Source organism: Maribacter sp. HS, from assembly GCF_048059195.1.
Lineage (GTDB): Bacteria > Bacteroidota > Bacteroidia > Flavobacteriales > Flavobacteriaceae > Maribacter > Maribacter dokdonensis.
Window position 1 is genome coordinate 35057 of the sequence record NZ_JAYLVV010000011.1, and the last position, 26851, is coordinate 61907.

A 26851-nucleotide genomic window follows, 5' to 3' on the forward strand; every position below is an offset into this window, starting at 1 on the left:
TAAATGTTAGCTTGAACACTAACTTATTCATGCAATCTTTTTTTCATTTCTTCTGCAACCGCTTTTTCAGATGCACCTTGTTTTTCTAACTCAGAGATAATTTTTGGGTGGTCATGGCTTCTTCCTTGAGATAGTTTGTTTACAGCCTGTATATCATTGATTTCAATTTCAAAACCAATGATGCCAGTTACCTGTCTCATTGTTTTTTTAGACATGTTGTTCAGTGAAACAGGATGTTCAGATTGTTGCTCATATTTATCTACTAGAGCATGTAGAGAGGTCAATAATTCATCGGATGTCTGAATTTTTACGGTACCATAAACATGTACTGCAATATAGTTCCATGTTGGTACTTCTTCTTGCTGGTACCAAGATGAAGAAATATAGCTATGCGGTCCATTAAAAATACATAACACCTGTTCCCCGTTATTAAGGTTCTTGCTTTGTAAATTGGCTTTGGCAATATGTCCCACCAAAATGTCATTACCCAATTCATTTTTACTTAGTTCTAAAGGAATATGGGTTCCCCAAGGTTTACCTTCAATAGTATTGATTAAAATACCAAAACTGTTATTTTTTAAGAAATCATGTATTTCTTTAACGTCTGTGTTCTTATAGTGATTTGGTATAAACATATGGTCTTAAATATATTGAATTCAAAAGCTGGTTATAAATATCCGTTTTTTGAACCAATTATTTCACCTTTAAGGCTAAGTAAATTCGTTAATCTTGAATATCTTGGAAGTGAATTTAAAATAGACATATATGCCCTTTATAACAAATACAAAAGCAAAAGAACAAGTAGATATATTTTATGAGGATTACGGTAGCGGACAACCGGTAATATTAATTCATGGTTGGCCGTTGAGCAGAAAATCATGGGAACAACAGGTTTGGAAAATAGTAGAAGAAGGTTTTAGGTGTATTTCTTATGATCGTAGAGGTTTTGGTACTTCTTCATCTCCATGGGATGCCTATGATTATTCTTCATTGGCAAGTGACTTAAACGCTATTATTGAAGAGCTGGAACTAAAGGATGCCATTATTGTTGGTTTTTCAATGGGAGGTGGTGAAGTTGTACGCTATTTAACGGATTATGGTCCTAGTAGAATAGCAAAAGCAGCATTGATCAGTTCTATTATACCATTGGTAAAACAAAAACCGGATAATCCTTCAGGAGTACCGGAAGATGCCTTGGAAGGTATTATTGATGCTCTTCAAAAAGATAGGGTGGGTTTCTTAAAGGAGTTCAGTAAAGGTTTCTACAATTTTGAAGAAAATAAAGGAGAAAAAATCAGTCAGGCGCAGTTGGACTATGATTTTACTATAGCCTCTTTTGCTTCACCCAGAGCTACTATACAGGCTGCGTTGGCATGGATGCATACAGATTTTAGACCAGAGCTTGAAAATGTTACCGTACCTACATTAATTGTACATGGTGATTCCGATGCAACAGTACCTATAGAAACTTCGGCAAAACAAGCACATGATGGCATAAAATATAGCACTCTTGAAGTAATTGAAGGTGCTCCACACGGGCTAAACGTAACACACCCTGACGAATTGAATGAAATTTTGATTTCTTTTTTAAAGAAGTAATTGAATGAAATGAAATGAAAATCGGACCCTAATACGGTCCGATTTTTCATTTGTAATAATAGCTATACATAGAATAAATGAGTTTAAGTTCAAAAATCAAAGCATGTATTTTTCTACTGTTTATGGTAATGATTTATAGCTGTAAGCAAATAAGAAAAGTTACCGATGTCATTGTACAACCAACGGCAAGAGAGCTTTATGCACGAGAATTTGAAAATTTAGATTCGTTGCGTTTTAATACATGGCAACAGGCGTATAAATTGGCAAAAGCCGATAGTCTTCAAATACGCCTTCCTTATGCCGAGCAAGGTCAATATTTTAAAGATCGCATTACAGTTTATAGTTATAATATGTACTTGAATGAAGGTGAGGTATTAAATGTTGAGGTTGAGAACAATGTACTGGGAATACGAAGTTTTATTAATCTCATAAAGGTTAACCCAGATAGTAGTTTAACGGATGAATTTCATAATAAGTTGGGAGAACATCATGCGAGAGTACCTATTGATGAAACCGGAATTTATAAAATTACCATTCAACCGGAATTGAACTCACAAGGAATGTTTTCCTTTCAAATATATACATCGCCTAGTTTTGGTTTTCCCGTGCTCGGAAAGGACAATAAAGCCATTCAAAGTTTTTGGGGCGCGGTTAGAGGGGGTGGAGCACGTAGTCATGAGGGTATTGATATTTTTGCAGAAAGGGGAACACCGGTAATTGCGGCGGTTGATGGTATGGTAAGCGCTACTGGCGAAAAAGGATTAGGTGGTAAACAGGTTTGGTTAAGAGCGGGACTCTTTGGTAAATCGCTTTATTATGCTCATTTAGATAGTATATTGGTATCAACCGGTAATAGAGTAGTTATAGGTGATACTTTGGGTCTGGTAGGAAATACGGGAAATGCCCGTACTACTGCACCACATTTACATTTTGGAATTTATAAATCCGGTCAAGGGGCTATTGATCCGCTTCCGTTTGTAAAGAAGACAGAAAGACCTGATATAAAAAGGGTATTGAGCGCACCTAAATTTATAAAAGTATCGGCAGTAATTGCCAATTATAGAAATGCCCCAGAGGTTGCGGGTATAAAGTTAGGAGAAGTAAAACGGAATGATACCTTGTCATTATTAGGGTATACAAATGATTGGGTACACATAGAACTTTCAAGCGGAGATAAAGGATTTATTTATAAGAGTCTGGTATTGGAACCTTAGTTGAAAATGCTTTTATATTGAAATACAAAGCCTCTTAATTTTAAGAAGAAGAGGCTTCGTAATATCTAATATGAAAGAAGTACTTATTTGTTCATTAAAAGCTTTGCAAAGACCGGTAGGTGGTCAGAGATATGTTTATTGTTTTCCATTCTATCATCAATATGTAGATACTCTAAAACTTCAAAGTTTTCTACGAATATGTAATCGATACGATTGGTTAATATACGCGAATGGTCAAAACCACTAAAGGTTCCCGTTGGCCCGTAAAAAGGTTTTTGAGCGATTGATTTTCCATCAGCCAGGGCATTTTGTAAAAATTGAATCGGTTTTTCCGTGGGATTCAAATTCAAGTCGCCCATAAGCACCACCGGAAGATGATCACCATTAACCTCCTTTATCTTGGATACAATGAGTTTTGCCGAGTTTTCACGAGCAACTGTACCTACATGGTCAAAATGCGTATTGAAGACCAAAAATTGCTTTCCCGTATTTAAATCTTCAAATAATCCATAGGTGCAAATACGTTCCATCGCGGCATCCCATCCTACAGATATTTTACTTGGTGTATCGGACAACCAAAATGTTTCACTTTTTAATAGTTTATATAATTTGGTGTTGAACAGAATAGGGGAGTATTCGCCTTTTTCTTTTCCGTCATCACGACCAACACCTATATAATTATAATTGGAAAGCTGTTCATCTAAAAACGTTAGTTGATGATGCAGCACTTCTTGCATGCCAATGATACCAGGGTTATAATATTGTAAAAGATCAACCATGGCAGCCTTGCGATCGTTCCAATTGTTTACGGAATCATTAACATTGTCGTACTTTATATTATAGGTAAGTACATTAATTTCTTGACCACAAAGGTTTGATATCGACATGCATAATGCCAGAACAAAACTTATATATTTTATACTATTCCGCATCCTTGTATTTTTCAAACCAAGCTAGTACACTGGCAATTTTGGCTACTAAATTACTAGGTCTGTTAGCAATGCCATGTCCTGCTCCGGGAATACGCACCATAGCCGTTTCAACACCTTCTAATTTAAGGGCGGTATAGAACTGTTCAGATTCTGCAATAGGCGTTCTATAATCTTCTTCACCCGTTAGCAGCATAGTTGGCGTAGTAACATTGGCAACATACATTAACGGAGAGCGTCTAAAATAGTTTTCCGGATCTTCCCAAGGTTTTTTGCCGAACCAATATTTAGAAAAGAAAGCAGCACCATCTGCATAAAGCACAAAACTTGTCCAATTTATTACTGGTTTGGCAACTACTGCAGCCTTAAATCGGTCAGTTTTACCCACTATCCATGCAGTAAGTACTCCGCCGCCACTACCACCGGTAACAAATAGATTGTTGGTATCTATAAATCCTTTTTCAATGACGGCATCTACACCGCTCATTAAATCTTCATAATCGTGATTGGGGTAGTCGTGGTGAATTAAGTTACCAAATTCCGCTCCATAGCTAGTACTTCCCCTTGGGTTACTGTACAGCACAACATAACCAGCTGCAGCATAAGCCTGTATCTCTGCACTGTAAACTGAGCCGTAGCTAGTAAACGGTCCGCCATGAATTTCAAGAATAAACGGATATTTTTTACTTGGGTCAAAATTTGGCGGTGTAACCACCCAACCTTGTATTTTTTTCTGGTCATATGAAGATTCCCACCAAATTTCTTCGGTCTTGCCTAAATCACGAAAAGAGAAAAGATCGTCGTTTACAAAAGTCAATCGTTTAGAACCTTTTTTGTCGGCAGCACCTAAATCAGAAGGGTGTTCGGTATTACCTAACGTATAGGCAAATTTAGAGTTGTTAGAAACGGTAAAATCACCCGCGTTATAGGGTCTTCCCAATGACAAACCACCAAGTCCTTCAACAAGAGTGGTTACTTTACCATTCAAAGTAATATGGCCTATTTTGGTAGATCCTTCCGTATCATATTGAAAATAAAGACCTTTGCCATCATTTGACCACTGTACATTGGCAATATCCCTATCAAAATCACCGGAAATTAACCTAGGGTTGCTTCCATCGGTATTCATCACATAAAGATTGGTAATTTCATACCCCTGTAATTTATCATCTTTACCGGTGTAAGCTATTAACTTACCATCTGGAGAAACTGTAGGTGAATTGTCCGGTCCATATCTAGAAGTCAGCGGAGTTACCTCTGCTGTTGATAAGTCTAATTTATAGACCTCGCTATTGGCAGGTTCAAAAGCCTCATCAGGATTAAAATTTGCGGAGAAGTATAACGCTTTGTCATTTTTGGCCCATACGGGAGCACCATGGTCAAATGTTGTAGTCGTTAATTGCTTTGGCGTACCGCCATCAATAGATAAGGTGAAAATTTGAGTATGTCCGCCTTTAATATATCCTTGACCGTCACCCCTATAGTTTAATTTGTCAATATATGTTGGTGGGGTATTCCATTTGGCGCCTTCAGGCTTAGAAGGCATTTTTACGATAGATTTTTCAGCCTCTGGCACAAACATGGTAAAAGCTAAATAACGATCATCATGAGACCAGCTTACGGCACCGGGACTTTTAGGAGTATTCGTTAAAGGAGCAATTTCTTTGGTATCCATCCACATGAGGTATAATTTCATTTTGGAATCCTCTTTGTTCGATTTAAAAATGATTTTTTTACCGTCATGAGACCAGCGTGGATAGTAGTCGTTTTGGTTGCCAGTTGTCAAAGGTCTATTTTGTGAACCGTCGTAATTTATGATCCAAAGATTAGATAAATTCTTGTCGGTCATAATATCCTTGAAGTTTCTAACGTAGATTATTTTACTACCATCTGGCGATATCTGAGGGTCAGATACATACTCCATATTAAATATATCGGTAAGCTCAAGATTTGAAGAAACTTGTGCAGTTACCGTTATTGAAAATAATAGGAGAAAGAGTGTTTTTGTAATAATTTTCATAGTGTTGAGTTTGGTTTGAAATGATGCCTTGAAGATAGCGAATTACTAAAAAAATTGAACGCATTACATTAAGATTTGAGGAAGTATTAACATTCAAACCTTTAATCCTTTTTGTATTTTCACGGTATGGAAGAAAAAGGCTATTTACATCAAATTCACCCTGTGCTTCCGGTTTGGGATGTGGTTGAAGCATTAGATTTTTATGTTAACCGATTGGGTTTTAGAATTGCCTTTGCAGATGATGCTAAAAACCCAAAATATGCGGGTATCTTAAGGGACGATATTGAGATCCATTTGCAATGGCACAATAAAAAAATGTGGGAGGTAGATATAGATAGACCTATGTTGCGCATTGTCTCTCAAAACATAGAAGCTTTGTACAACGAGTATTCAAGTGTAGATGTTTTTAATGCACATACATTGCTAAGGGAAACCGCATGGGGAACAAGGGAGTTTGCTTTTTACGATCCATTTAAAAACGGATTAACATTTTATAGAGATGTTTAGACCGTTCAGTTTCATGGAATCATCAAGAATTTAAAATATAGAAATGAAAGTATTATTTATAGGAGGAACAGGGAATATAAGTACACCAAGTAGTAGATTGGCAGTTGCCAAAGGAATGGATTTGTACCTATTAAATAGGGGCAAAGCCAAAGTTGATATCAATGGCGCGCACAGCATCATTGGTGATATCAACAAACCAGATGAACTTGAAGAGCTAAAAAAACATGAGTGGGATGTTGTGGTGAACTGGATAGCGTTTACACCTGATGATATTGTGCGTGATATTGAATTGTTTAAAGGAAAGACCAAGCAATACATTTTTATAAGTTCGGCATCTTGTTATCAAACGCCATTGAGCTATCCGGTGATTACGGAATCTACTCCGTTACATAATAATCTATGGGATTATTCTCAAGGTAAAATTCAATGTGAGGACAGGTTACAGAAAGCATATCGTGAGGAAGGGTTTCCTATTACTATAGTAAGACCATCCTTAACGTACGATACGGTAATACCTATAGCCGTTGGTGGATTTGATAAGTTCAATACCGCACAGCGAATATTGGATGGCAAAGAAATAATTGTACATGGAGACGGAACCTCACTTTGGACAGTGACACATTCAGATGATTTTGCAAAGGGATTTGTAGGTTTATTAGGATTACAGACCGCAATAGGACATGCCTTTCATATTACTTCAGATGAGGTGCTGACCTGGAATATGATTTATAAGATTTTGGCTGATGCCTTAGGGAAGGAAGCAAAAGTAGTTCATATAGCGTCGGACTTTATTTGTAAAGTAGAGCCGTCATTTACGGGTACACTTTTAGCGGACAAAGCAGAAAGTGTCTTGTTCGATAATACCAAGATAAAAACTTTTGTACCGGGGTTTAAAGCCACAATTCCGTTCTCGGAAGGGATAAAAAGGACCGTAAAGTGGTTGTTAGAGCATCCAGAACATCAAAACATAGATGAAGGGACAGAGGCTAAGATTGAGAATGTGTTGAAGGCTTATAAAGGTTTGTAGATTTTTGAGAGCTCTAGCAGGTTGATTCACTATTCGTATTACCCACCCCTAAATCCCCTCCCGAGAGGGGGAAAAACACGTTTTAGTTTGAAGGTTTCTTTCGGTTTTCAAATTAGTAAGTTACGAGCATCTGTAAATGAAGATTTGGTTAAGCAACGAACTATTCCCCTCCTTGGAGGGGTTAGGGGTGGGTTATTTGAGTCTGCTTAGAAATTTTTTATTTAAGATTCGATAGAAGTATATTATATGCACATTCAATTTCCTCGCCTTAGATTGGTAAGTGATGAGTAATTAAAACTGGCTTGAATCTTACTTTTCATGATGCTCTAAATAATTATCTATTCTGTGATATAAGAGTGCAGCATCTTTTTTGACATACTCAAGCCTATTTAGAATGGAATAGGCATAGGTTAATTCTGAATTAGTGAGTTGGTAAAATTTATCCTTACGCATCATTTTTAAAAGAATGGGGATTTCGGCGGGGCTTACTGAATCTGGAAATTTAGGGTTAAATACTTTATATGAGTTCATAAAATGAGGATAATCACTACGTGAATCGGCCCCATATTCATATAAGAATTCTAAATTTAAATAGTACGCAACAATCTCATCACGAATGTCTTGGTCTGAGATTAGGCTAATATTACCTGTACTTGACAACTCATTATAAGTTCTGTTATTAGGGGTAAGCCTGCCGATGCCATAAATACCACCATAAGCTACATCATTTATAAATGTGATGGTATCGGTTGGTATAATACCGTTCAGATAATAATTTTTAGCTTTATTTAAGCCTTGTATTTTTTTATCACCTCTTTTAAACCAACTTCTTTCAAAATATAAAGAATCCGATAGTATATCTTCTTGAATGTTCTTGAGGTAGTTCAGTTCTACTTCTCTGCTTTTACGATACTCATTCCAATTATTAATCTGTAATGCAATCAATATTCCAACAACAACGAGAATAATTTCACCGATGGCGTATTTTAAGTACTTGGAGACTTTGCCTTCTTCGAGCAGGTTTCTGCGGATTTTTCTAAAGAAATTAATCATTGGTCAATTGTTCTGATTTCTTGGCGTCAAATTGATTTATTTTAGAGGGGGTTCAATTTTTAATTGGAGCTTCAGGAACTTTACCATACAACACATTACCTGCAGCTTCATATTTATCATCTTTCACCCAAAAAGGAGTTTCAGGGTCATTGGCTATCAACCTACCTGAGAGCACATAGCCTTGGTAAAATTTCAATAGATAATCATAATCCAAACTATCCGCCTCATCACCAGGTTGGTGGTAATATTTGTTAATTTCATCATCAAAGGCATCAAAACCAGTTGAATAAGTAGGAGCGGGAACACCCTTACTGGCAAAGCTTACATTATCGCTACGATCAAATAGTCCTTGTTCAGGAGCAGGGTCATCAATGGCTTTTAAACCAAAAGTTGCGGCACCTGAAACAATATGTTTTTGTGCTGTTGTTCTATTTAATCCAACTACGGTAGCCAATTTTGTATTGTTATATCCTCCACCATCGGTATTGAAACCATATACTATTTGCTTGAGAGGAAATATAGGGTGCTCAACATAATATTGACTACCTAATAAACCTTTTTCCTCTCCGGTAAAAAAAATGAATATAGCTGACCGTTTTGTAGGAAACTTTCCAATATTCTCTGCCATACTTAAAACAGCAGTAGTGCCTATGGCATTATCCCGTGCACCATTATAAATACTATCACCCGCAGCATCAGGTTTACCAATACCCACATGGTCATAATGTGCAGAATACATAATGAATTCTTCTTTTAGTTTTGGATCGGTACCTTCTAGAACACCTATTACATTTTGTGTTTCTAGGGTTTCTTCTTTTATTCCGTCAGTTTCTATTGCATATGCTAGCTTAGCATTATTAAATGTAGCAAGTTTATTAGCTGAGGAATTTACCCAAAGATGAATAAAATCCGGTTTTGGCATTTGTTCATCTTTAGTATCAGGTATCTTAACACCTTCTTCCATGAAATGAGAAACCCTGGTCCACCAATCTTCTTCAAGTAAAGTCATCTCAATTAATCCTATTGCCCCATTTTTGATTGCTAATTCCTGTTTTTCTTTATGGGTATTATATACTGCTCTAGCATCTGAAGCTTCTGAAGTTCCACCTTTTACTATAATAAGTTTTCCGTTGACATCTTTTCCTTTGTAATCTTCTTCAATTCCAAAATTAAGATAGATTGCTTCTCCGGAAAGATCACTCCCTTTTGCTTCCACTGCAATGGTGTGTGGATAGTTTTCTCCATTAATGGCAACCTTTAGTACTTTGGGTGCAGTGGTTTGTATTAAATTAAATTTCTGATAGTAAGAATTTATGGCAGAATGCGGTTTTATGCCATACCCGCGTAAAGTATTAGCTAGATAGGATGCCGCTATTTTTAATTCTGGAGATCCAGTAGCACGACCTTTTAAGGCATCATCGGCCAAAAAATATATATGTCCCTCAATTTCATTTTTATCAACGGTCATCTCTGCTTTTTCTGAATCTGTCTGAGCAAAAACCAGAGTGGTCAAGCATAAAGTTATAAGTAGTAGTAAAGGTTTCATAGTATTCATTATATGGGTTATTTGATGTTAGTTTTAAATAATACATTTAAGTGTTATAGCGGTCTGTGCTTATGGTCACATAATTCTTAACACTCCATAATAAACTGCTGTTAATAGCAGTAGTACAAGGCTAATAGCTAAAAAGAATATAGATCGTTGAACGTTTCTAAACTTCCACGCAGATATTTTTGAATTGATGTAAATCTGTTCCCCCAGTTGCTCAAAAACTTCTTGTTCATTAATGCTCACGTTGTAAAATTTCCTTGAAAATTCTTTGATGGTTCCAAATTTGGTAATGACATCTCCAAAATAAAACACATTATCACTGTAGTTCCCTTCAAGTTTTGGAATAAAGCAGCGTACACTAAAAAAAATGGAAACTACGGTAGCTACAAACCACAGTCCAATTAGTATATAGAACAAAATGGCATTTGATACGGAATGCATTACTGGAGCAGCACTTTGGTAGATGAAATTGAGAATAATACCGTAGAAAGAGAGTATAAGTCCCGCCTTCAATTCCGAAGCCTTTATGAGTCCAGATACATAATTAATGGTGCCCCAATAATGATCTACTAATTCTTCTGCATGTCCCTTGGATTTTAATTCATCTAAAAGACCTTTCTCAAAAGCGGACAATGGGTTATGTTCTTGTTTGGTTTTATTGGAATTCTTGTTTTTATTGTCAATCGGTTTGGTCATGGCTTTAAATTTAATTTCAATGGCTATTCTATCACATTGTACACCGTAAGAGGTTGTGCTTTATTCTTCATGTTAATACTACCTAGGTTCTCACATTTAAAAGCCTCTTTTAACTCTAATGTCATAATATTTAATTTTGATTTTATAGTTCTTTTGTTTGCTTTAAAATCCAGTTATTCACATTGACTTCCAAAACATCCAAGGGAATAGTCCCACTTCCCAAAACCACATCATGAAATGCCCTAATATCAAATTGATCAGTAAGAGCTGTCTCAGCTTTTTTTCTTAATTCTTTTATTTTTAATTCCCCAATTTTGTAAGCCAACGCCTGTCCTGGCATTGCAATATACCTGTCTATTTCTACAGTAATATCACCTATGCTTTTACCCGAATTCATTTTAAAATAGTCTATGGCTTCTTGCCTAGACCAACCGTAAGCGTGGATTCCCGTATCTACGACTAAGCGAATGGCACGCCACATCTCATACGTTAGTTGCCCATATTTGGAATAAGGGTCTTTATAGAAACCCAATTCTGGACCTAAGCTTTCCGAATAAAGTCCCCAACCTTCAATAAATGCGGTGAAATTCAGCATAGATCTAAATTCAGGAACGTCTTCAAGCTCTGAAGCTAGCGCTATTTGTAGGTGATGACCGGGAACGGCTTCATGAATACTCAATGCTTCCATTTCCCATTTAGGTCTGGCATTTAAGTTATAGGTGTTTGCATAAAAATAACCAGGTACCCCAGATTGTAAAGAACCTGGGTAGTAATAAGCAGTTGTAGAGGCTTTTTCTGAGTAGGCTGGTACTTTCTTTACACCATAAGGTAGTCTAGGTAGCTTACCAAAGAGTTTAGGTAAAACAGGATCTATGCGCTTACAAATGTCACGGTAGGCTGTGAGCAGCTCTTCTGGAGTTTCAAAGAAAAATTGAGGGTCTTCTCTTAAGAAATTATTAAAGGCGGTAAGGTCTCCTTCGAAGCCAATATCCGACTTCAAATTTTCCATTTCTTTTTTAATTCTTGCTACCTCAGATAATCCCAATGTGTGTACTTCTTTGGCGGTTATATTGGTGGATGTGTGATATGTAATAAGTTCATTGTACCAAGCTTCGCCATTGGGTAACTGGTTAAGACCATAACTCTCACGAGCATTGGGCAGGTATTCTTTCTCCATAAAATCAGTAAACTTTATGAAAGCAGGATTTACTTTATTAGCTATAATCTTTAATGCATCATCGGTTATGGACGTTCTCTCCTCTATTGTAATTCCTTCTTTGAGGTTTGCGAAGGGGGCATAGAAAACACTTTCTTCGGGAGTATTCGAGATGATTTGTTTTAATTGTTCGGGTACTTGAATGACCGTATTTCGGGGCATCACGATTCCTTTTTCAATTCCCTCGGTCAAGGTACTTTGAGCCTGTTGCAATAATTTAGGTAGTCCTTCTAATCTGGACAAAATATTCTTTACTCCAGTTGAAGAATTGGTAGGCATCATTTGTATAATTGCAGGAAGATATATGTGAAACCCATCTATTTGATCAATGATTAAATACTTTTCAGGAAACTGACTTTCAAGAGAATATTGACTACCTACAGCTCTATTGAAAATATCTAAATTTTCGAGCTCTTCTTCCGTCAATTCGTTGACATCAAACCACTTTTGAGCTTCATTGAACAATTTTAAATTAGCTAATTTAATTTTAGCACCCTCTATTGAAAGGTCATCCCATACATCATCATATCCTGGCTTGCCAAAGAATGTTGCTATTGCTGGGGATGCCGCTATTTGATTTTTCGCATAAGCTTCAAAAAAAGCTTTTAGTCGTTCACTTTCATCTTCAAAATTAGACTTGTTTTTAATGAAGCTCAGTTGCTCTTCAACTGATTGCTTTGTTCTTTGCTTGACATTCTCTTGCTGATATCCAAAAAAAGGAATCATTAAGGCTATCATAAGTATGATGTTGAAAATTTTTGATTTTTTCATAATTTTTTCTTTAGTAGTCCAATATCAAACCTTTATATTTTTTTTCGCTCGCTATTTTCTTTCTTTTTCAATCCAAGCTCGAACCTTTTGTTCTAATACGGCTAGCGGCATATCACCAGCATCAAGAATGGTATTGTGAAACGCCTTTATATCAAAGTCATCAGCTAATGCTTTTTCGGCTTCTTTTCTAAGATTCAAAATAGTTAGCTGCCCTAATTTATAGGATAATGCTTGAGCCGGCATCACCATGTATCGCTCAACCTCTGATACAATTTGTGCTTCTGGAAATGCTTCGTTTTCCATTGAATACGCAATGGCTTCTTCACGTGTCCACCCTTTATGATGTAGCCCGGTATCTACGACCAAGCGTATAGCTCTATGCATTTCAGCACTTAACATTCCAAAATATTGATATGGGTCATCGTATAATCCTAATTCTTTTCCTAACGATTCAGCATACAGACCCCAACCTTCTATATAAGCACCGGATTCTGTAAACAGCCTAAAAGCAGGAATGCTATCGTTTTCTGAGGCAAGCATTATTTGATAGTGATGACCGGGGATTGCTTCGTGTAAAAATAAGGACTCGTCAGAATATACATTATAGGAAGTAACATCAGGAATAGGTATATAAAATATGCCAGGTCTTGAACCATCAGGATTACCAGGGTTGTATTGTGCACTTGCCGATTTTTCACGAAAAGCCTCAGTGCGTTTAACCATAAAGGGTGTTTTAGGTTTTTTATCGAACAACTTGGCTAATTGTGGTGCCATACGCTGTTGAATGGAATCAAAACTGCTTAACAATTGTTGTGGGTCTGTATAAGGCATTAAGTCTTTATTGGTACGAACGTGAATAAAAAAATCATCTAGGCTACCTTGGAAGCCCACCTCTTTTTTAACCAATTCCATTTCTGTTCTAATCCGTGCTACTTCAGATTTTCCTAAATCAAATATGGAATCTGGAGAAAGGTTTGTAGAGGTCATGTATTCAATTTGATTTTTATAGAATTCCGAACTTCCGGGTAATGGACCAATACCAGAAGTGGACCGGGCGGCTTTTAAATAATCCGTTTTAAAAAATTCTGCTAATTTTTGATACCTAGGTATAATCTCTTCTGTAATCATTTTATGATACATAGCTTCAATGGCTGATTTTTCAGCTTCTGTAAACCCTTCAGGTATATTTTTTACGGGACTGTAAAATAAATGGTCTTCAGCCGGTCCTTTTGCCATTGCCTCAAATTGCGGAATTATTTTTTTTACAATAGCTTCTGGCTGCACATACCCTAATGTAATGCCCTCCTTCATTTTCACAAGCGCTGTGTCTAACCATACATTGTAATCTTCTAGTCTTTTTATCCAGTTTTCATAATCTTTTACGGTAGCAAAGGGTTGTATACTGCTACCCGAAGCCAGTTGCGCTACATATAGGTTAGTAGATTTTAGTTGGTCTATGGGCAAATACTTTGTAAAATTGTGATTGTAACCCAGTTGGTTTGTAGCATACCAAACCAAAATATCATAATTTAATTGGTCCGATTCGTTTAGTTCTGTTCTGTTATACTTCTGAATTTTATCAAGGTGTGTTTGATAATGGGCTACTTCTTTAGCTCTATATTCATCTGTCAGGTTATTAGGTAGTGTATCAAAATACCTATTGATACCATAAAAATTTCCATAGACAGGATACAACGCCAAACTACCCTCATAATAACTTTCATACACTTCTGAAATAGGGGGTAAGGTTGTTTTCTTTGTTGCTCGTTGTTCATCGGCACAGCTTGTAAATAAAAGTGCGAATATTAGTAGTTGTACAACATATTTCATTTTTTTCATTTTTGGATGGTTTTGTTCTGGTTTACGTTTTCTTGTTGTATTTCATTATTATGGCTGTTACATATTTGATGTATCGGACAGCTTACTCTCACGTTGTTTTTTCTTTTTTTGTTTGTTGATTTGTTGATGGCTTTAATTTTAATTTCAATGGCTATTCTATCACATTGTACACCGTAAGCGGTTGTGCTTTGTTCTTCATGTTAATACTACCTAGGTTCTCACATTTAAAAGCCTCTTTTACCTGTTCATAACAACTTTCACAGATGATAATTTGATTTTCTTTAGCGGCATCTTGCAATCTAGCGGCAGTATTTACCGAATCTCCTATAACAGTGTAATCTAAACGCTTAAGGGTAGCGGAACCAATATTTCCGGAAATCATTTCACCACTTTTAATACCTATAGAAACTTTTGGCTGGTATGTTTCTTTGCCTTCCTCTTTGGGTAAGCTGTTCACTTGATTTCTAATGGCCAATGCGGCATCAATGGCACGGTCTAAATGATATTCTCCTCTAAAAACGGCCATGACGGCATCACCTATAAATTTATCTATGATACCATCTTGCTCCATTATTTCTTTGACCATGGTATCGAAATAGGTATTTAGCATTGAAACAACAATGTCAGGACTAGTGGTCTCACTAATTTTTGTGAATCCGCATACGTCTACAAACATTATGGTACCTTCAATATTCTCGTTTGCCATTATCTTAGACTCATACTCTTGGCCACCCATAAAATTGAGTACGTTTTCGTCAACATACATTTTTAGAATATTATTTTCTTTAATGGCCTGTAGCGTTTTTCTAATTTCCATGGCATGCTTTAAAGTCTTTTCCATGGTAATGGTCAAGTCTTCAAAGTTTATGGGTTTGGTGATAAAATCAAAGGCACCTCGGTTCATGGCTACACGAATATTTTCCATGTCACCATAGGCGGAAACAATAACCGATTTAATTAAAGGGCTAGATTCATGTAATTCTGAGAGTAGGGTAAGACCGTCCATCTCTGGCATGTTAATATCGCTCAAAACAATATCTATACCGGGATTTTCCCCAAGTTTCTCTAGCGCATCTCTACCGTTTATAGCAAATACAAACTCGTATTCGTTCTGCCGTATCTGTTTTCTAAATTTCTGTTTGATGAGTATCTCTAAGTCCGTCTCATCATCTACTACCATTATTTTTGCCATAGTCTTACGTTAAGGTTATCAGCTTGTCTTTAAGAAGTGAAAAATCTAAAGGTTTGGTTAGAAAGTCGTCTGCACCTAGATTTTTTGCCATTGTTCTATTTTCATCATCTCCATAAGCGGTAATCATCATAACCATTGGTGGTGGTTTCACATAATTTTTTTTGATGTTATCCAATAACTCTAAGCCGCTCATGCCAGGCATATTGATATCTGATAAAATCAATACCGCTTCATGCTGCATTGTTTTCATAATTTTGAGTGCATCTTCTCCAGAGAATGCAAAAACAAATTCTAGTTCCTCTTTTCTTATTTCTTTTCTAAAACGCTGTTGAAAAAGCACTTTTACATCTTGTTCGTCATCTACAACTAATATCTTCATAATCTTTTTTTTTGTGTTTGTACATATTATAATGAGGGAACATTTTGCTATTTAATTCATTGGTAATGAGATGGTGAAGGTGGTGCCTTCTCCTTGTTTTGTTTCTACCGTTAATTCGCCACCATGTACCTTTACAATATCATAGCTTAGTGATAGTCCTAATCCGGTGCCTTCACCAGAAGGTTTGGTAGTGAAAAAGGGTTGAAATATTTTATCCAATACCTCTTTAGGCACTCCATTACCATTATCAGATACTTTAATAAGCACCATATTGCCCTGTTTTTCTGTAGTTACCGAAACGGAAGGTTCGTAACCATTTGGGTTTTCTTCTTTTTTCTTTTTTACCACATAAAAGGCATTGGTAATAAGATTTAAAATAACCCTCCCAATATCCTGGCCAACAATGTTTATTTTACCGATAGCATCATCAAAGTCGGTATTTAACGTGGCATTGAAGCTTTTGTCCTTTGCACGTAAACCATGATAGGCTAGGCGTAGGTACTCATCAGATAAACCATTGATATCGGTCATTTCTTTTTGACCGGTGCTGCTACGGCTATGCTGTAGCATTCCTTTCACGATACCATCGGCACGTTTGCCATGAAAGATAATTTTATCTTCGTTAGCAGATACATCTTTAGCCAAAGCTTTTACTTCATCATAATTACCATTTTCAATTTCTTCTTCCAGTTCTTCCAGAAGTTCTTTATTTACCTCAGAGAAGTTGTTGACAAAGTTTAGCGGATTTTGAATTTCATGGGCAATCCCGGCAGTGAGTTCACCCAAACTTGCCATTTTCTCGGATTGTATAAGCTTTGATTGTGTAGACTTTAATTCGTCTATTTTAGTCTTAAGCTGAACCGTTCTATGAGAAACACGTTCTTCTAGGATTCTATTCTCTTTAGTTAATTTTCTGGCTCTAAATACAATATATGCCCTTAATATGCTAGCTGCAATTAAACCGAAGAGCAAGTATGCCCACCAAGTTTGCCACCATGGCGGCTTTATTTTAAATGAAAGTGTATCTGGTACGGACCAGTCGCTATTACCACTTCTATCAGCCACTTTAAAGGTGTAATCTCCTGGTTTTAAGTTATAATAGTTTTTGGTCTTGGTAGCATTTGCAGCATAGCTCCAATCTTCATCTTCACCATCTAGAATAAAACGATAGTTTAATTTATCCCTGTTGAATATATCATTACTTCCATAACTAAAACTAATACTGTTCTGGTCATAGGGTAGGATAAGGCCTTGAGGTAGGTTGTAAAGATGTTTTACCGACTCCCATGTTATACCATTGGTATTGGCATAGGTTGAAGTTTGCACCTTTGTAGAATCTTTCTTTAGGTTGAACCCGAACCCCGGGTTTTCATCCATGACGAAAATGTTGTTAATTTTCACTGTTCCAGTAGTACTATCTTGTTGTGGTTCTGAATTAAGAACAAGTAGTTTCCACTCATTGGAATCATTCGTAACACCTGACCAAAACTGGCCGTTTTTTAAAAATTTAGGTGAATTTTGTAAATAATCATTCGATTTAAAACCGAGTCCAACATTAAAATTGTAGAAGCCTTTATCTGTTGTTTTTGCAGTGGCTTTTTCCATGGCAATTAAACCATTACCACTAGCCGCATACATAAAGTTCCCTCTTTCAACTAGGTCGTAAAAATCTAGTGGGTATAATCCATTTTCACTTTCAATAGTAGTAAGCGTATTTTGTTCTAAATTAAGTATGTCTATACCGTTTAAGGTTGCTATCCATAATTCACCTTCATTAGAAAGTTTTGCTGAAGATACATTTTCATGGCTAAGACCTTGCTCTTTACTAAGATAACTAACGGAGTTCGTTTTTAAATTTACTTTGGCTAGTCCGTTTGTAGTAGGTATCCAAATAATTTCTTTGTCATAAGCTATGACGGATCCGCTTCCTGCCTTTAAAATTTCCAGGCCATTTTTAGAGACTGCTTTTTTAACGGTGTTGTTTTCAATATTAAATATGTACAGTCCTGATCTAGAGTAGTTCGCAATTGTACCTTCATTTAAAATAGAAATTCCTGCACCAAAAATGTTGGAAGAATTGGCATAGACGGAAAGTTTATTTTTCTTTTTATCAAGAATAGAAAAGCCGGGCCTTGTGCTTAAATAATACATGTCCGGTGATATTTCTTTGATAAAATTGATTGTATTGGGTGCACTATGTAATTGCTCAAAACTTAGGGTTTTTATAGTTTTTTTATTTAAGTCAATAATATTTATACCCGCAGCGGTTCCAAGCCATAGTTCACCCTTTGAGTCTTCTTCTATTTCCCAAACTTGGTCATCTATTAAGCCTCTGGTGGTATCAAAATATTCTGTTTGTAAAGTAAATTCATTGGCGATAATTACTCCATTATCAGTGGAGGCAATCCAAAGTGACCCATCCTTACGCTTTAAGGGTGTTGGTATTTTAAGGGATTCTTCTCGTTTAGCGTTTAGCTTAATTTTTTTAGAGGCATTTCTATTTGCACTTAGAATATATGCCTCTCTAGGGCCAAATATCCATAAGTTGTCGTCAGAATCAAATTCCATATTGTCACCTTTTATGGTATATCCGTTTTCTTCACCTAATACACTAACTTTATTCTTATCTAATGCTAGTCTTAAAATGCTTGGAGTGGTTTTAGTATCAGGATTTGGGTAAGGGTAACTTAACCAAATACCATTTTGTGCATCTTCTTTAAATTCATAAACAACAGAATTTATTTCTAAATTGGCTATGGTTGAGATTGTTTTAATCTCAGTTCTTTCTTTATTCAATACCGCAAGACCATCTATAAACCCTAACCATAAGTTATCTTTGCTATCTTCAAAAAGTTTAAAGGGCTTATTTCGTCCTATATTTGAAATCTTTTGCAAACTTTTCATTTCCGAGTCCATTTTGTATATCCCTTCACTATCGGAGATTATGTATAGGGTTCCCGTATGATCGCAGAGAATGTCAAACGGAATAAAGCTTGCCGTTTTAGTTATTGTATAAGCTGTATTGTTTATAAAGTCTAACACCGTTAAAAAATTTGGTCCAGGACTTACCAACCAAAGCTTACCTTGTTGGTCAAATGTCATTTTATACACTCCTGGGTAATCGTAAACTAAGGCGTTCTCACCATCATAGTAGGTTAGGGGTGTATTATTCATGGAAGACCCTATCCAAATACCACCATCCTCAGTTTCTAAAAACGATGTAATATCGTTAGAGGGCAATCCCTCATTTGTGGAAAGCTGTAGAAGATTCACATTTGTGCCAGCCATATTCGCTGGGGGTTTCATTTTAGTAATAGTTGGTTTTTTTATGGTAGATTTTGTAACTGTAAATGACGCAGAATCAAGCTTCAATTTCTCTACAGGAAAATTTTCCCAATCCAAATCGTATTCTTTCATGGGAGTTTCCAGTGGCTTAAATTCATTAAATTCAAACGGTTTGCTTGGCAAGGCATCTACGTTTAAATCATAAAAAACGGGAGTTGTCAGCGTATCATTGGTTATGGTTTCCCATTCAAAAGGTTCGGGGTCCGTAAATTGTAATGGAATGGTTTCGGGAACCTTAAAGTCACCTACAGTAGTTTCAGTTTCGGACTTGCTTTGTTTATGGCAAGAAACCAAAAACAAGCAGCAGAAAAAGCCTATTATTAGAACAAGTTTACTTTGTTGTGTATTTTTCATACTGGTTTGGTTGTTGGTTTAGTTCGGTAATTCTATAATAAATGTGGTTCCCTTATTTTTAGTTGTTTCTACTTTTAACTTTCCATCATGTCCTTTTGTCACAATATCGTAGCTCATGCTTAACCCCAAGCCGGTACCTTGTCCAGTAGGTTTGGTGGTGAAAAAGGGCTGGAATATTTTCTCTACGATTTCCTTCGGAATGCCGTTACCGTTATCCGAAATAGAAATTTGTACACTTTGAGACCCACCCCCAACCCCTCCAAGGAGGGGAGTTCGCTTTGATGTAATTTTTACGGTAGGTTTATAACCTTCAATGTCAGAATTAGCTTTTTCATTTACTGCATAAAAGGCATTGGTAATCAAATTGAGAATTACCCGCCCCATGTCTTGTGGTACAATATTTACTTTTCCAATGTTCTCGTCAAAATCGGTAATGAGTTCTGCATTAAATGACTTATCCTTTGCCCGCAGACCATGATAGGCCAAGCGCAAATACTCATCAGCAAGGGCATTGATATCAGTTGGTTCTTTTGTGCCGCTGCTGCTTCTGGAATGTTGAAGCATTCCCTTTACAATATTGTCTGCACGTTTGCCATGATGGTTTATTTTTTCTAGGTTTTGTTTGATATCCAATGAAATAGCCTTCACTTCTTCAAGATCTCCTTTATCCAATTCCTCGTTCATTTCATCAACAAGTTCATTGCTTACTTCAGAGAAATTATTGACGAAGTTTAAGGGGTTTTGAATTTCATGGGCAATGCCGGCAGTGAGTTCACCAAGGCTCGCCATTTTCTCGGATTGTATGAGTTGAGATTGGGTGGTTTTTAATTCTTCTAAAGATTGATTTAATTCTGATGTGCGCTCCTTAACTTGTTGCTCTAAAGTATCTTTTTGTTCAGATAAAATGGATTCTTTTTCTTTGGATAATTCTTGGACACGATTTAAATTTAATCTTAAATCTTGACTGCGCTTTCCAAATGCGTAACCTAAATAGATAGCTAAAACAACAGGAACGAGCATAAAAGAAAAAGGAATAAATTTATCTATGCGCTGGTCTACTAAACCCATATACCAACATATCATTAAAGTCCAAAAGACAAGGTTAATACAACTAGTACTTAAAAATAAAAAGCTGGCAACTTTATTTTTGTTCCAAGATTTTAAACTTAAACGTATAATACCAGCACAATAGAAAATTGTCCAGATTGGCCCCAACTGCTCAGGATCATATAAAAAGTAACAACCTATAGTTGAAAAACATAAAAAACTAATAGCTTTAAAAACAAGGTCTATAGGCTGTTCTAATATTTTGTAAAAACAGAATAAAAGAATAAGGCTTGAAATAAGAATGCAAGTGTCATAATAAAACGTTAGCCAAAAATAAGTGCCAGTATTATGATAGAACGACAATACTCCTAAGGTAAATAGAATTAAGAATAATAAAGAGGCAGCAAAATAACCGTTAATTTTCTCTTTAGGAAAGAAAATAAAAAACGATAGGAAAATAATAAACATTAGAATAGCAAGACCAAGTGAGATATAATAACTATTGACATATTGTTGAAAAAAAGCTACACGTTTATTCTTTACCACATCAGTTGAATTGGCATTACGCAAAGACGATATATAAATTCTAATTAGTCCGTTATGATAGTAGATAGGGTATTTGTATTGCGCATTGACAAAACGTACAGCTAAAATTTGTTCCTTGCCTATCTCTAAAGGTAAATGAAGTACCTGGCTAAATGGGTTATGGTAGATAACTTCATCCTTATTAGAGCTTACACTGCCCAATTGGTGAATTAGTTTGCCATCTAAATAAATTTCTGAAGCTCCTTCTTGAAAGATATTTAAAACCAGTGCATCATTTAATGACTGGTCTGCCATAATACGTTTACGCAACCATACAATTTCGCCCCTATCTGCAATTACGTTTTTTCCGTCAATCAGATTTAAGTTATTACTAGAGAATTCATTCCAGGTAGAGTCATCAAATTCTGGATTAGCCCATAATATATTATCTCCTTTTTGAAAACGCCAATCCATTCCAAGAATCATCCAATTATCAGCAACAGTACTATCTGAAATGACTAACACTTTGTCCTCTTGACTAAAAATTGTCAACGAAAGCAGAAAACCAATAATGTATAATATATGTTTCATTATCATTTAAATTATGGGAAAAATGATTTTAAAAGTGGTTCCTTTACCTTGTTGTGTTGTCACCAGCAATTCACCACCATGCCCCTTAGTAATAATATCGTAGCTCATGCTTAACCCCAAGCCGGTACCTTGCCCAGTAGGTTTAGTGGTAAAAAAGGGTTGGAATATTTTCTCTTTTACTTTATCAGGAATACCGTTACCGTTATCGGAAATGGAAATTTGTACACTTTGAGACCCACCCCCAACCCCTCCAAGGTGGGGAGTTCGCTTTGATGTAATTTTTACGGTAGGTTTATAACCTTCAATGTCAGAATTAGCTTTTTCATTTACCGCATAAAAGGCATTGGTAATCAAATTAAGAATTACCCGCCCCATGTCTTGTGGTACAATATTTACTTTTCCAATGTTCTCGTCAAAATCGGTAATGAGTTCTGCATTAAATGATTTATCCTTTGCCCGCAGACCATGATAGGCTAAGCGCAAATACTCATCTGCAAGTGCATTTATATCCGTAGGTTCTTTTGTGCCACTGCTACTTCTAGAATGTTGTAACATACCTTTTACAATATTGTCCGCACGTTTGCCGTGATGGTTTATTTTTTCAAGGTTTTGCTTGATATCCAATGAAATAGCTTTCACTTCTTCAAGATCTCCTTTATCCAATTCCTCGTTCATTTCATCAACAAGTTCATTGCTTACTTCAGAGAAATTATTGACGAAGTTTAAGGGGTTTTGAATTTCATGGGCAATACCAGCAGTTAACTCTCCAAGGCTCGCCATTTTTTCAGATTGGATGAGTTGAGATTGGGTGGCTTTTAATTCTTCTAAAGATTGATTTAATGCTGATGTTCTTTCTTTTACTTTTAATTCTAACTTTTCATTTTGAGAAGTAATCAGCGAACTCTTTTCAGCTTCGACCTTTACAAGTTCCATTGCATTTTTACGCATATCCTCATTTTTCTCTCTCATGCGATAAGCGACAAATGCCAACATTCCAAAATAAAAAATTCCCTTACCGATTAAGTCACTATTTACAGAAACTAATCTTAAACTAAGATGATCACCAGAAGCGAGCCATCTATATATAAGTCCTAGATAAGAAGTAGTAAATGATAAAAATAAACTAAACATGACTACCCTGACAGATATTACTTTTTTTCTGGATTTTAATGCGAAAATGAGTAAAAATATGGCAATTCCTATTACCGTAATTAGGTAGGAATAAGAACTGAAATACATTGCTAAAGATGCTATTATACAGAATAGAATCAACCATTTTTTAAGGTTTCCATATAACATCCTATAGCCCAATAAAAGACATAATATTGGGAAGAAGAAAAATAAAATATTACTTACATAATCTAATGTAATCATGATGTTAGAAGGTAGAGTGAAAAATAAACTATCTCCACCAAAGAATGCCGATGCAATGGTTTCTAGTAACATTACAGTGCAAAAAAGAGCTATAATTAATAACTCCTTTTCATCTCTAATTAGAATATAGAGAAGCCAGAAAAGAATTGAGAATATAAAAGAGCTGATCAAGTCAAATAAAGCTTTAAAACTCAATAAACTCATATAGTCAAAATACGCGTTGGATACAATTCTGGTTGAACCCACTAGAGCTTTGGTTATGTTTCCATAAGTGCTATAGTCAACATAATGTATCGTTAATGTATGTACTGTATCAGGTTCTAAAAATATTGGGGTTCTTATTTCAAAATCTTGAATATGTTCTTTAAATGAGGCTCTATCGTTCCCTTTTTCGCCAAATTGGCGGAACAACTTTCCATTTAAATAAATATCCTCTGCAGCATGGTCTTCTTTATCTAAATAGAGAGGAAGCTTTGCTATAGCACTATCAATAGTAAACTGCAATCTGAACCATCCTTCAAATTTTCCAGAACTATCTACCATATCATTAGTTATCTCAGAAGGACTTAATCGTTCCCAGCCAGCTAAATCAATCTCTACAGGAGATAAATCTTTTTCATTGCCCGATTTAAAAATCCAACCTTCTCTATTTTTCAACGTTAAACCAAATAGTGGATCTACATCTGCTTTCGTAAAATGTATAATGGTATCGAGTGCCAATCCATTTTTATCTACCAGGTTTTCTTGCCCACTTGCCGTAAATAGCATACAGAAAAATAGCGTGATGAATAGCAGGGATTGTTTAATCATGTATTCTTAAGTTATTGGTTGAACCTGGTTCAAAAATGTTGGCAAAGAAATTGGAGGTTGAAGAAATAATTAAAAATACCTTTTTGACGGAAGTACCGTTAAAACAAGTGTCATCATTTAAAATGTAAGTATGGGTTGTTACGTAGACATTTAAATAATCATGTAGCCATTTGGTATAGATTTCAATGACTTGATTTTCCCTATTTACAACTAATTTCATGCACAATTGGTGGTTGGTTTAAAAAAATAGCACTGATTACAACTTCATCCTCGTATTTAATTTTTTGAATTAGACACAAGACAAATAAGACTACACATCAGGGGGCGATGAGCAACATATTGTGAATCAGAAAATAAAGGGGAATTTTACACCCTTAAAGTACGTAATAACTTTTACTTTAAGAGTGTTTTATTAAGAATTTAGATGCAAGAGATGAACTAGAATCCTTAATAAGGATATTAGTACGTAAAATATAGTTATAGATTGAAGTTATGAAATAACAGTACTCGGTATCAGTTCTTCCACAATTTCACCTTCATTTAAATAGACGTAGTACGAATGGTTTTCATCGTTCAATGAGACTGAAGTATGAACTTCACCATCAATAAAATGAATAGCGGAACGGTCGTCACAGGCATAACCATCGGATAGTTTGCCGGTCTTTATGTTTTCAAAGTATAAAGGTCTTCGTGAAGTTTCAGAATTGTAATGCGGGCAGTGGCTCTTGTCTATAAATGACATGCCGCCAACAATACTTAATTCTTTTGGTCTAGAATCTGTAGTACCGCCATTAAACCAGCATAAAGAACCAGCGCTGCCACCACCCATAACTACGCCGTTGTCATAAGCTTTTTTAAGGGCAACATCAATGCCTTGCGCTTTCCAAATGGCGAGCATGTTCAACGTATTTCCACCACCAACGATTATGGCATCCATCCGGGAGATGATCTCATCGAACGATTCTTTTTGATCATAAGAATTAATCCAAACCGAAAGTACATGTGGGGTAACATCTATCTGTGAGCACACCTCATAGAAAGAAGCAATATACTGAGCGTCTTCACCACTAGCTGTAGGAATAAAACACATATTCGATTTTTCCTTGCCGGTAGCTTTGGCAATGTAGTTTAAGAAAGGTACGGTATGGCGTCCACTGCCGTAAATTACCATTTGCTTTTTCATAAAGACGATAAAATGTTTATGCTAAAGATAAAATGAATTTCTAACAGAAGCTATTCGCTTCTGCTAGAATCTGTTCGTTTTTTAGGTCTGCTCGAATTCCTATTATTCTTACCTCTAAAGTTGTTACCACCAGGCCTGTTTCTGTTTTTGTTTTTATTACGGGAGTTGCCTTGTTTTCTTTGTTGTTGTGCCGGTTGACTGCCCGTATCTTGCGGAGTATCTTCATCTACGAATTGATGCTCTGGCATGCGAGGTACAGATTGTTTAATCAATTTCTCGATATCACGTAAGTAGGGTCTTTCTTCTTTGTCACAAAAAGAAAGTGCCGTACCACTTGCATTTGCCCTACCTGTTCTGCCTATACGGTGAACATACGTTTCGGATACGTTTGGTAAATCATAATTTACAACCAATGAAAGGTCTTCTACATCAATTCCCCTTGCGGCAATATCGGTTGCAACCAATACCTTAAGATCTCCTTCTTTAAAAGCGCTTAGTGCCTTTTGTCTTGCAGTTTGCGATTTATTACCGTGTATGGCTGCAGAACGTATACCTGCTTGGTCTAATTTCTTTACAATTTTATTGGCACCATGCTTAGTTCTGGAGAAAACAATAAGGGTACTCTCAGGGTTCTCTTTAATGATATGGATAAGCAGTTTTGGTTTGTTAGGCTTGCTAACAAAATATACCCCTTGTTCAACTTTCTCTGCTGTAGCTTGTTCTGGCTTAATGGTAACGCGTTCAAAATCGCCCAACATTTTTCTAGAAAGCTCAACAATGTCTTTTGGCATAGTTGCCGAAAAGAATAATGACTGTCGTTTAGGAGGCAATTTTGCTATGATTTTCTTGATATCATGAATAAAGCCCATGTCCAGCATTTGGTCAGCTTCATCAAGTACTACGTGTTCTAAATCTCTGAAAGAAATAAAACCTTGGTTCATTAGGTCTAATAAGCGACCGGGAGTAGCAATTAATATATCAACGCCACCTCTAAGGGCGTTTACTTGCTTACCCTGTTTTACTCCGCCAAAAATAACGGTATTACGTAGGCCTGTGTATTTTCCGTACGCCGTAAAACTTTCGGCTATTTGTATGGCAAGTTCCCGGGTAGGTGTTACTATCAGCGCCTTAATTTTTCTTTTGTTCTGGCTAAGACTTATACCTTCATATAATTGATGTAGGATAGGAATACCAAATGCGGCCGTTTTACCGGTTCCCGTTTGTGCAACGCCCAATAAATCTTTGCCTTTCAGTAATATGGGTATGGATTGTTCTTGAATTGGAGTAGGGTGAGTATATCCTTCAGCCTCTAATGCCTTGAGGATAGGTTCGGCTAAGCCGAGTTCTTTAAATGTCATAAAATTTTAATAAGCTGCAAAGGTACGCTTTAATGTGGAAGGAATTGTAATGTGGGGTTAAAGTGCAAAGTGTTGAGTACAAAGTAAGAAGTATTAGGTATTAAGTATTAGGTATTAAGTAAGAAGTATAAAGTATAAAGTAGTTGGAAGTAAAAAAATAGAATAAAGAGAATAGACCTTTTTTGATTAGTTTCTAATCAAATCTATTTAGCAAAGCTAAATTTTATAGTTTCTAACAACTAACAACTAACAACTAACAACTAACAACCA

20 protein-coding genes are annotated in these 26851 nt (G+C 36.1%); 4 read left to right on the forward strand and 16 right to left on the reverse strand.

Annotated elements, in window-relative coordinates; translation table 11 throughout:
• Nucleotides 1-23: 23 nt before the first annotated feature.
• On the reverse strand, nucleotides 24-635 hold the full coding sequence (locus tag VBZ51_RS18460; RefSeq protein WP_416577900.1) for an FMN-binding negative transcriptional regulator: 612 nt from the start codon (nucleotides 633-635) through the stop codon (nucleotides 24-26).
• Between the two features lie 130 nt (nucleotides 636-765).
• Between VBZ51_RS18460 and VBZ51_RS18465 the strand changes: the two genes are divergently transcribed.
• Nucleotides 766-1599, forward strand: coding sequence for an alpha/beta fold hydrolase (locus VBZ51_RS18465; RefSeq protein ID WP_416577901.1), 834 nt, complete (start codon nucleotides 766-768; stop codon nucleotides 1597-1599).
• Nucleotides 1600-1676: 77 nt separating this feature from the next.
• A complete protein-coding gene (locus tag VBZ51_RS18470) occupies nucleotides 1677-2813 on the forward strand; it encodes a peptidoglycan DD-metalloendopeptidase family protein (protein WP_416577902.1) in 1137 nt (378 codons plus the stop codon).
• An 83-nt stretch (nucleotides 2814-2896) separates the two neighbouring features.
• On the opposite strand, the gene VBZ51_RS18475 is transcribed toward VBZ51_RS18470, so the two are convergent.
• Both VBZ51_RS18475 and VBZ51_RS18480 read right to left on the reverse strand, forming a co-directional pair.
• Nucleotides 2897-3700: an endonuclease/exonuclease/phosphatase family protein gene (locus VBZ51_RS18475; protein ID WP_416577903.1), complete on the reverse strand. Its 804-nt coding sequence runs from the start codon at nucleotides 3698-3700 to the stop codon at nucleotides 2897-2899.
• A gap of 34 nt (nucleotides 3701-3734) precedes the next feature.
• Nucleotides 3735-5762, reverse strand: a complete 2028-nt coding sequence (locus VBZ51_RS18480; RefSeq protein ID WP_416577904.1) for a S9 family peptidase — start codon at nucleotides 5760-5762, stop codon at nucleotides 3735-3737.
• A 126-nt stretch (nucleotides 5763-5888) separates the two neighbouring features.
• Here VBZ51_RS18480 and VBZ51_RS18485 point away from each other — a divergent pair, with 126 nt between their 5' ends.
• Nucleotides 5889-6269 (forward strand): glyoxalase superfamily protein, encoded by a 381-nt coding sequence (locus VBZ51_RS18485; protein ID WP_416577905.1) that lies wholly within the window; start codon nucleotides 5889-5891, stop codon nucleotides 6267-6269.
• 43 nt (nucleotides 6270-6312) lie between these two features.
• Nucleotides 6313-7296, forward strand: coding sequence for an SDR family oxidoreductase (locus VBZ51_RS18490; RefSeq protein WP_416577906.1), 984 nt, complete (start codon nucleotides 6313-6315; stop codon nucleotides 7294-7296).
• A 309-nt stretch (nucleotides 7297-7605) separates the two neighbouring features.
• Here the strand turns inward: VBZ51_RS18490 and VBZ51_RS18495 are convergent, their stop codons facing one another.
• The 13 genes from VBZ51_RS18495 to VBZ51_RS18555 all read right to left on the reverse strand — a co-directional run bounded on the left by VBZ51_RS18495 (nucleotide 7606) and on the right by VBZ51_RS18555 (nucleotide 26581).
• Complete coding sequence (locus VBZ51_RS18495; protein WP_058105623.1) at nucleotides 7606-8349, reverse strand: DUF6090 family protein; 744 nt, start codon at nucleotides 8347-8349, stop codon at nucleotides 7606-7608.
• Nucleotides 8350-8401: 52 nt separating this feature from the next.
• A complete protein-coding gene (locus VBZ51_RS18500; RefSeq protein WP_416577907.1) occupies nucleotides 8402-9895 on the reverse strand; it encodes a M28 family peptidase in 1494 nt (497 codons plus the stop codon).
• Nucleotides 9896-9970: 75 nt separating this feature from the next.
• Nucleotides 9971-10597, reverse strand: a complete 627-nt coding sequence (locus tag VBZ51_RS18505; protein ID WP_245188905.1) for a Pycsar system effector family protein — start codon at nucleotides 10595-10597, stop codon at nucleotides 9971-9973.
• Nucleotides 10598-10739: 142 nt separating this feature from the next.
• Nucleotides 10740-12584 carry a DUF885 domain-containing protein gene (locus VBZ51_RS18510; RefSeq protein WP_416577908.1) on the reverse strand — a complete coding sequence of 615 codons (1845 nt, stop codon included), beginning with the start codon at nucleotides 12582-12584 and terminating at the stop codon, nucleotides 10740-10742.
• Between the two features lie 51 nt (nucleotides 12585-12635).
• A complete protein-coding gene (locus tag VBZ51_RS18515; RefSeq protein ID WP_416577909.1) occupies nucleotides 12636-14423 on the reverse strand; it encodes a DUF885 domain-containing protein in 1788 nt (595 codons plus the stop codon).
• A gap of 151 nt (nucleotides 14424-14574) precedes the next feature.
• Nucleotides 14575-15615 carry an adenylate/guanylate cyclase domain-containing protein gene (locus VBZ51_RS18520; protein ID WP_091603267.1) on the reverse strand — a complete coding sequence of 347 codons (1041 nt, stop codon included), beginning with the start codon at nucleotides 15613-15615 and terminating at the stop codon, nucleotides 14575-14577.
• 4 nt (nucleotides 15616-15619) lie between these two features.
• Nucleotides 15620-15994 (reverse strand): response regulator, encoded by a 375-nt coding sequence (locus tag VBZ51_RS18525; protein WP_091603270.1) that lies wholly within the window; start codon nucleotides 15992-15994, stop codon nucleotides 15620-15622.
• Nucleotides 15995-16045: 51 nt separating this feature from the next.
• The gene (locus VBZ51_RS18530; protein ID WP_416577910.1) at nucleotides 16046-19693 is read right to left on the reverse strand and encodes an ATP-binding protein; all 3648 of its coding nucleotides are present in this window, start codon (nucleotides 19691-19693) and stop codon (nucleotides 16046-16048) included.
• An 18-nt stretch (nucleotides 19694-19711) separates the two neighbouring features.
• A complete protein-coding gene (locus VBZ51_RS18535; protein WP_416577911.1) occupies nucleotides 19712-21856 on the reverse strand; it encodes an ATP-binding protein in 2145 nt (714 codons plus the stop codon).
• A 6-nt stretch (nucleotides 21857-21862) separates the two neighbouring features.
• Entirely contained in the window at nucleotides 21863-24040 is a 2178-nt protein-coding gene (locus tag VBZ51_RS18540) for an ATP-binding protein (protein WP_416577912.1), read from the reverse strand.
• Nucleotides 24033-24260 carry a hypothetical protein gene (locus VBZ51_RS18545; RefSeq protein ID WP_286812767.1) on the reverse strand — a complete coding sequence of 76 codons (228 nt, stop codon included), beginning with the start codon at nucleotides 24258-24260 and terminating at the stop codon, nucleotides 24033-24035. The genes VBZ51_RS18540 and VBZ51_RS18545 overlap by 8 nt, the downstream gene beginning before the upstream one ends.
• Before the next feature lie 270 nt (nucleotides 24261-24530).
• Nucleotides 24531-25223: a Type 1 glutamine amidotransferase-like domain-containing protein gene (locus VBZ51_RS18550; protein WP_416577913.1), complete on the reverse strand. Its 693-nt coding sequence runs from the start codon at nucleotides 25221-25223 to the stop codon at nucleotides 24531-24533.
• A 50-nt stretch (nucleotides 25224-25273) separates the two neighbouring features.
• Nucleotides 25274-26581: a DEAD/DEAH box helicase gene (locus tag VBZ51_RS18555; RefSeq protein ID WP_074674300.1), complete on the reverse strand. Its 1308-nt coding sequence runs from the start codon at nucleotides 26579-26581 to the stop codon at nucleotides 25274-25276.
• Nucleotides 26582-26851 lie beyond the last annotated feature (270 nt).

What these genes read in the sequence shown, in the direction of transcription:
- VBZ51_RS18460 (WP_416577900.1), bottom strand. Translation starts at nt 635, where the DNA reads ATGTTTATACCAAATCACTATAAGAACACAGACGTTAAAGAAATACAT.
- VBZ51_RS18465 (WP_416577901.1), top strand. Translation starts at nt 766, where the DNA reads ATGCCCTTTATAACAAATACAAAAGCAAAAGAACAAGTAGATATATTT.
- VBZ51_RS18470 (WP_416577902.1), top strand. Translation starts at nt 1,677, where the DNA reads ATGAGTTTAAGTTCAAAAATCAAAGCATGTATTTTTCTACTGTTTATG.
- VBZ51_RS18475 (WP_416577903.1), bottom strand. Translation starts at nt 3,700, where the DNA reads ATGTCGATATCAAACCTTTGTGGTCAAGAAATTAATGTACTTACCTAT.
- VBZ51_RS18480 (WP_416577904.1), bottom strand. Translation starts at nt 5,762, where the DNA reads ATGAAAATTATTACAAAAACACTCTTTCTCCTATTATTTTCAATAACG.
- VBZ51_RS18485 (WP_416577905.1), top strand. Translation starts at nt 5,889, where the DNA reads ATGGAAGAAAAAGGCTATTTACATCAAATTCACCCTGTGCTTCCGGTT.
- VBZ51_RS18490 (WP_416577906.1), top strand. Translation starts at nt 6,313, where the DNA reads ATGAAAGTATTATTTATAGGAGGAACAGGGAATATAAGTACACCAAGT.
- VBZ51_RS18495 (WP_058105623.1), bottom strand. Translation starts at nt 8,349, where the DNA reads ATGATTAATTTCTTTAGAAAAATCCGCAGAAACCTGCTCGAAGAAGGC.
- VBZ51_RS18500 (WP_416577907.1), bottom strand. Translation starts at nt 9,895, where the DNA reads ATGAAACCTTTACTACTACTTATAACTTTATGCTTGACCACTCTGGTT.
- VBZ51_RS18505 (WP_245188905.1), bottom strand. Translation starts at nt 10,597, where the DNA reads ATGACCAAACCGATTGACAATAAAAACAAGAATTCCAATAAAACCAAA.
- VBZ51_RS18510 (WP_416577908.1), bottom strand. Translation starts at nt 12,584, where the DNA reads ATGAAAAAATCAAAAATTTTCAACATCATACTTATGATAGCCTTAATG.
- VBZ51_RS18515 (WP_416577909.1), bottom strand. Translation starts at nt 14,423, where the DNA reads ATGAAAAAAATGAAATATGTTGTACAACTACTAATATTCGCACTTTTA.
- VBZ51_RS18520 (WP_091603267.1), bottom strand. Translation starts at nt 15,615, where the DNA reads ATGGCAAAAATAATGGTAGTAGATGATGAGACGGACTTAGAGATACTC.
- VBZ51_RS18525 (WP_091603270.1), bottom strand. Translation starts at nt 15,994, where the DNA reads ATGAAGATATTAGTTGTAGATGACGAACAAGATGTAAAAGTGCTTTTT.
- VBZ51_RS18530 (WP_416577910.1), bottom strand. Translation starts at nt 19,693, where the DNA reads ATGAAAAATACACAACAAAGTAAACTTGTTCTAATAATAGGCTTTTTC.
- VBZ51_RS18535 (WP_416577911.1), bottom strand. Translation starts at nt 21,856, where the DNA reads ATGAAACATATATTATACATTATTGGTTTTCTGCTTTCGTTGACAATT.
- VBZ51_RS18540 (WP_416577912.1), bottom strand. Translation starts at nt 24,040, where the DNA reads ATGATTAAACAATCCCTGCTATTCATCACGCTATTTTTCTGTATGCTA.
- VBZ51_RS18545 (WP_286812767.1), bottom strand. Translation starts at nt 24,260, where the DNA reads ATGAAATTAGTTGTAAATAGGGAAAATCAAGTCATTGAAATCTATACC.
- VBZ51_RS18550 (WP_416577913.1), bottom strand. Translation starts at nt 25,223, where the DNA reads ATGAAAAAGCAAATGGTAATTTACGGCAGTGGACGCCATACCGTACCT.
- VBZ51_RS18555 (WP_074674300.1), bottom strand. Translation starts at nt 26,581, where the DNA reads ATGACATTTAAAGAACTCGGCTTAGCCGAACCTATCCTCAAGGCATTA.